The 4,915-nt window shown below is 56.9% G+C and carries 4 protein-coding genes; all 4 read left to right on the forward strand.

Going from position 1 to position 4,915, the window contains the following annotated elements; translation table 11 throughout:
• A partial coding sequence (locus tag ACWVCN_RS12940) for an RsmB/NOP family class I SAM-dependent RNA methyltransferase (RefSeq protein WP_455246243.1) occupies window positions 1-723 on the forward strand: 723 nt, incomplete at its 5' end.
• Window positions 724-1,404 carry a ribulose-phosphate 3-epimerase gene (gene rpe, locus ACWVCN_RS12945; protein ID WP_455246245.1) on the forward strand — a complete coding sequence of 227 codons (681 nt, stop codon included), beginning with the start codon at window positions 724-726 and terminating at the stop codon, window positions 1,402-1,404.
• A 15-nt stretch (window positions 1,405-1,419) separates the two neighbouring features.
• Window positions 1,420-2,979, forward strand: a complete 1,560-nt coding sequence (gene pheS / locus ACWVCN_RS12950) for a phenylalanine--tRNA ligase subunit alpha (RefSeq protein ID WP_455246247.1) — start codon at window positions 1,420-1,422, stop codon at window positions 2,977-2,979.
• Between the two features lie 7 nt (window positions 2,980-2,986).
• Window positions 2,987-4,705 (forward strand): phenylalanine--tRNA ligase subunit beta, encoded by a 1,719-nt coding sequence (gene pheT, locus ACWVCN_RS12955; protein WP_455246249.1) that lies wholly within the window; start codon window positions 2,987-2,989, stop codon window positions 4,703-4,705.
• Window positions 4,706-4,915: the final 210 nt, after the last annotated feature.

The raw sequence follows: 4,915 nt of genomic DNA on the forward strand, positions 1-4,915 counted from the left end.
GGGCCGGTTCCAGACCTGCCTGGCTTTGTTGAGGGGTTGTTCTACGTTGAGGATGAAGCGGCCCAATTGATTCCGCTCCTTCTCTCGCCCCGGCCCGGGGACGTCATTCTTGACGCTTGTGCAGCACCGGGTGGAAAAGCTACCCACCTGGCTGAATTGATGGGAGATCAGGGTGCGGTGTATGCCATTGATCGTAAGGGGCCCCGCCTCGACCTGCTACGCAGTAATTCTGTCCGTCTCGGAATCAAGAGCATCATTCCACTGGTGGGCGATGTTCGTCATCCATCCGCATGGTTAGAAACTGTGAAGTCCGAACTTGATAACACGAGTGAGGTTGGACGACCGTTCGATCGGATCTTAGTGGACGCACCCTGCAGCGGGTTGGGGGTATTGCGCCGACATCCTGAAGCAAAGTGGAGAAAGGAAGGAGCGAGTCTCGAGCGCCATCATCGGCTGCAGCTCCAGATTCTCGAAGCAGTGGCTCCGTGCTTGCGGCCCGGTGGGGTGCTGGTCTATAGTACCTGTTCAACAGAACCGGAAGAGAACGAATCAGTGATCGAGGAATTCTGCCGTATTCACGCAGAGTTCCGGCGGGATCCTGTAGCTCCCTGGCTCCCTGCCGAAGGAAGAGAATTCCTAACCGAACGTGGAGATCTCTGCACGATGGGAAACCGCCATTGTATGGATGGTTTCTATGCGGCGCGTCTCACAACGGTGACATAAATGGCCAAACCAATCTTAATCGCTCCTTCGATTCTGTCCGCCGACTTCGCACGTTTAGCCGACGAAGTGGCTGCTGTTGAGCGCGGTGGAGCCGATCTCCTGCACGTCGATGTGATGGACGGCCACTTCGTGCCGAACCTGACCGTCGGTCCCCCGATCGTTGAGTCGCTCAAGAAGGTTACGAAACTCCCCCTGGACGTGCATCTTATGATCACCAACGCCGATGCCTTTATTGCCGAGTTCGCTTCGGCAGGTGCTGATCGCTTGACCGTCCATGTCGAGGCCTGTCCACACCTCCATCGCACTGTGCAATCCATCAAAGAACGAGGGGTCAAGGCGGGCGTCACGTTGAACCCTGCGACGTCTCTGCAGACGATCGAAGAAATTCTTCCCGAAGTCGATCTCGTCCTCATCATGTCGGTGAGCCCAGGATTCGGGGGGCAACAATTCATTCCATCCGTTCTCAAAAAAATCGCCAAAGCCCGTCAGATGATCGACCAGTTGGGCAGCCGCGCCTTGCTGGAGGTCGATGGGGGCGTGAAGGTTGACAACGCCGCTCAGATCCTGGCTGCGGGAGCCAACGTGCTCGTCGCCGGGTCTGCGATCTTTTCCAGTCGGGACTATAAGGGGACGATTGCGTCGCTGCGGACAGCCGGGCAGCCGGCTCCCGTCCATCAATAGGCGATGCGAGCGGATATGGCATTCCCCTTCGACAGCCTCCATCCTCTCGAGATCAAGGTCCTTATGGCCTTGGGAGCGAGTCCTTCCGGTGCACCACTTTCTACAGAAGAGTTGGCTGCCGCGAGTGAACTCGAGCCATCCCAGCTCAGCATGGCTGTCGAGTGGCTTCTCGCCAAATCCCTTCTCCTGATTGACAAGGAAACAACGACACCAATCGTTTCCCTCACGGCGATCGGCGAGCAGTTTTGTGCCCACCAGTCGCCAATCGAAGCGGTCTTGGCTGCAGCCCGTGAAGCGGCCGGCACAGGGCAGCGGCTCACCATCCAGGATCTCCAGTCTCAAAAAGGGCTGGACCCCTCCGATGTCAGCAAGGCCGTCGGCCGCTTGAAGAAGGAAGGGGCTCTCTTGATCGTACAAGGCGGCTGCATCGAATCAACCGGCCGCGCAAGCCAGACCGCGGAGACCATCAGAAAACTGTTGCATCACTTGCGCGAAGGGTCGCGTGAGTTACAGAGCTTCCAGGAGGCCGATCGACAGGTGATTCAGGATTACGCCGTTAAACGGGGTAATGCCAAAGAACCCTTTCGGGTCGACGATCGTGTTGCCCGCGCGTTCAAGCTTTCGCCATCCGGCGTGACGGCTGCCGAGCATTTAATGAAGCAGGGCGTTGCCGAAGAAGTCTCTCAGCTCAGCCCCGAGCTACTGAAAGACGGCAGCTGGCGGACAAAGAGATTCCGGAAATACACCATCAGCCTTCGCGCGCCCCGGATCGGGACCGGCAAGAAACATCCCTACCGCGAGTTTCTGGACACGGTCAAAACCAAACTCGTGAGCATGGGCTTCCAGGAGATGCGCGGATCTCTCGTTGAAACCGAGTTTTGGAACATGGATGCGCTCTTCATGCCGCAGTTCCATCCGGCTCGAGATATTCACGATGTGTATTTCATCAAGAACCCGACCCATGCGACACACATTGCAGAGCCATTCCTTTCACGAGTGACCAAGGCGCATCAGGACGGCTGGAAGACCGGCTCGACGGGCTGGAAGTACCGGTTCGACGGTGAACGGGCCAGGCGTCTGGTCCTGCGAAGCCAAGGGACGGCTGTGTCTGCGCGAACGTTGGCTTCAACGCCTGCCGTTCCAGGGAAATATTTTTCCATCGCCAGATGTTTTCGTTACGACCAAGTCGATGCCACCCACGCTACGGATTTTTTCCAGGTGGAAGGGATCGTATTGGGTGAGGACATCAACTTCCGCACCCTGCTGGGATTGCTCAATCTGTTCGCCCGCGAGGTGGCCCAGGCGAAGGAAGTAAAATTCCTGCCCGCCTACTTCCCCTTCACCGAGCCGTCGGTGGAAATGCATGTGCGCCATCCTCGCCTCGGATGGATGGAACTTGGCGGCGCAGGCCTCTTCCGGCCGGAAGTGACGCTGCCGTTGGGCGTCAACGTGCCCGTGATCGCCTGGGGGCTTGGGTTGGATCGCATGGCCATGGTGGCGCTCGGTATCCACGACATCAGGGAACTATTCACCGATAATCTGGAATTGATCCGGACAACCAGGGGATTGTTCTAACTTCACCATGCCCACGATCTCGATCTTCAAAGACGACTTCGAATCACTTCTCTCGCTCGGTAGCCGGAGCAAACCTTCTGTCGGCATTGAGCAACTGGAAGAGTGGCTCATGCTCGTGAAGGGAGAACTCAAGGGGCATAACGCTGAAACCGGCGAATTGCGGATCGAGCTGCAGGACAGCAACAGGCCGGACCTCTGGTGCTGCGAAGGGATCGCCAGACAGATCCGCATTAAGCAACAGGGTAAGCTGAAACCCTATCCCTTCTTCACCAAGAAACCGAAAGCTTTGCAGCGTCTCATCGTCGCATCGGGAATGGAGCAGGTGCGTCCTTATGTCGCAGCCTGTACGGCCAAGGGATACCGCGTTACCGAAGATGGATTGGCCCAGCTCATTCAGACGCAGGAGAAGTTGGCGGATATCTTCGGCCACAAACGCAAGACCGTATCGATCGGCCTCTACCAATTGCCGAAGATACAGTTTCCCGTGAAATATGAGCTTGTGAGACCGGATGAGGCAAAGTTTACGCCGCTGGGGATGGAGACGGTGATGACGCTGGCGGAAATCCTCATGGTTCATCCCAAGGGGTTGGAACACGGGCACATCATGGCCGGACAGGATCGACTCCCCATTTTACGCGATGCCAAAAACCAGCCGTTGTCGTTTCCACCGATCATCAACAGCCGTGAGATCGGAGAAGTGCGGGTCGACGACGATGAACTGTTTGTGGAAGTGACAGGAACCGATCTTGCGATGGTCGTCTTGACCTTGAACATTTTTGCCGCAAACCTTGCCGACCGTGGCGCGACCATCGAACCGATCGAAGTGCAGTATCCCAAGAATACACCGTTGGGGAAGCGGGTTGTCACGCCTCAGGACCTTGGAAAGCCGCGGACCATTGCGATCAAGACGATCGAACAGGCGCTGGGTCAGGAACTTGGTGCAAAGACCGTGAAGCGGGCCCTCGAACTGTATGGCTATGCCGTCTCGGCAGGAAGCGGATCGGTCAAGGCGAAGCTCCCACCTTACAGACAGGATGTCATGCATCCTATGGATGTTGTCGAAGACGTGGCGATGAGCCGGGGATACGGAGAATTCTCTCCCGTGATGCCGGCCCAGTTTACCGTCGGTGGTCTCTCACGCATCGAACAGACATCGGATCGGGCGCGTGATTTGATGGTGGGGTTGGGCTTTCAGGAAATTATTTCCAACATTCTTGGATCGCCGGAAAACTATGCCTCCGCGATGCGCCTTGATGATACGGAATGGGGCAAGATGGTTGAAGTAGCCAATGCCATGGCACTAACCTTCTCCTGCCTTCGCCAGTGGATGCTCCCTTCGCTCTTGCGTGTCGAAGCAGCGTCGAGCCGGGCATTTTACCCGCATCGCCTCTTCGAGGCGGGCGATGTGGCAATTCCTGATCCCTCACACGAGCTGGGCTCACGGACTGAAACCGTGCTGGGCGCCGTCATCGCCCATGCCGCGGCACATTTCTCTGAAATTCACTCGAGCCTGGACGTGCTGTTCTATCATCTCGGAAAGGAGTACAGCCTCGAACCGATCCCGCACCCGTCGTTTCTCGAAGGCCGCGCCGGCAAGATTGTCGTCGGAGGGAAATCCATCGGCGTCATCGGTGAAGTTCATCCAGAAGTCCTCGAACGTTGGCAAATCTCCGTGCCGGTCGTCTCGTTCGATGTGAATCTGTCGCAGCTCAACGAGCTGACCTAGCCCGTCCTACCCTCTCTTTACTTTCTTACAGTACGCAGTCGTTCGCGTTGAACAGGACGTGAGGGGGCAGCCTTGTTGTCTCTCAGAAAAGGGCAAGAAACAGGATAGCATCGCACGGCCATGGCAAAGGAGGAGGGCAACGCATCGTTGCCCTCTCTATCCTCTGTCGAGTTCCTTCGCTGAAATGACCCCTCAGATTTTCATCATGAC

The organism is Petrachloros mirabilis, from assembly GCF_975968855.1.

What these genes read in the sequence shown, in the direction of transcription:
- rpe (WP_455246245.1), top strand. Translation starts at nt 724, where the DNA reads ATGGCCAAACCAATCTTAATCGCTCCTTCGATTCTGTCCGCCGACTTC.
- pheS (WP_455246247.1), top strand. Translation starts at nt 1,420, where the DNA reads ATGGCATTCCCCTTCGACAGCCTCCATCCTCTCGAGATCAAGGTCCTT.
- pheT (WP_455246249.1), top strand. Translation starts at nt 2,987, where the DNA reads ATGCCCACGATCTCGATCTTCAAAGACGACTTCGAATCACTTCTCTCG.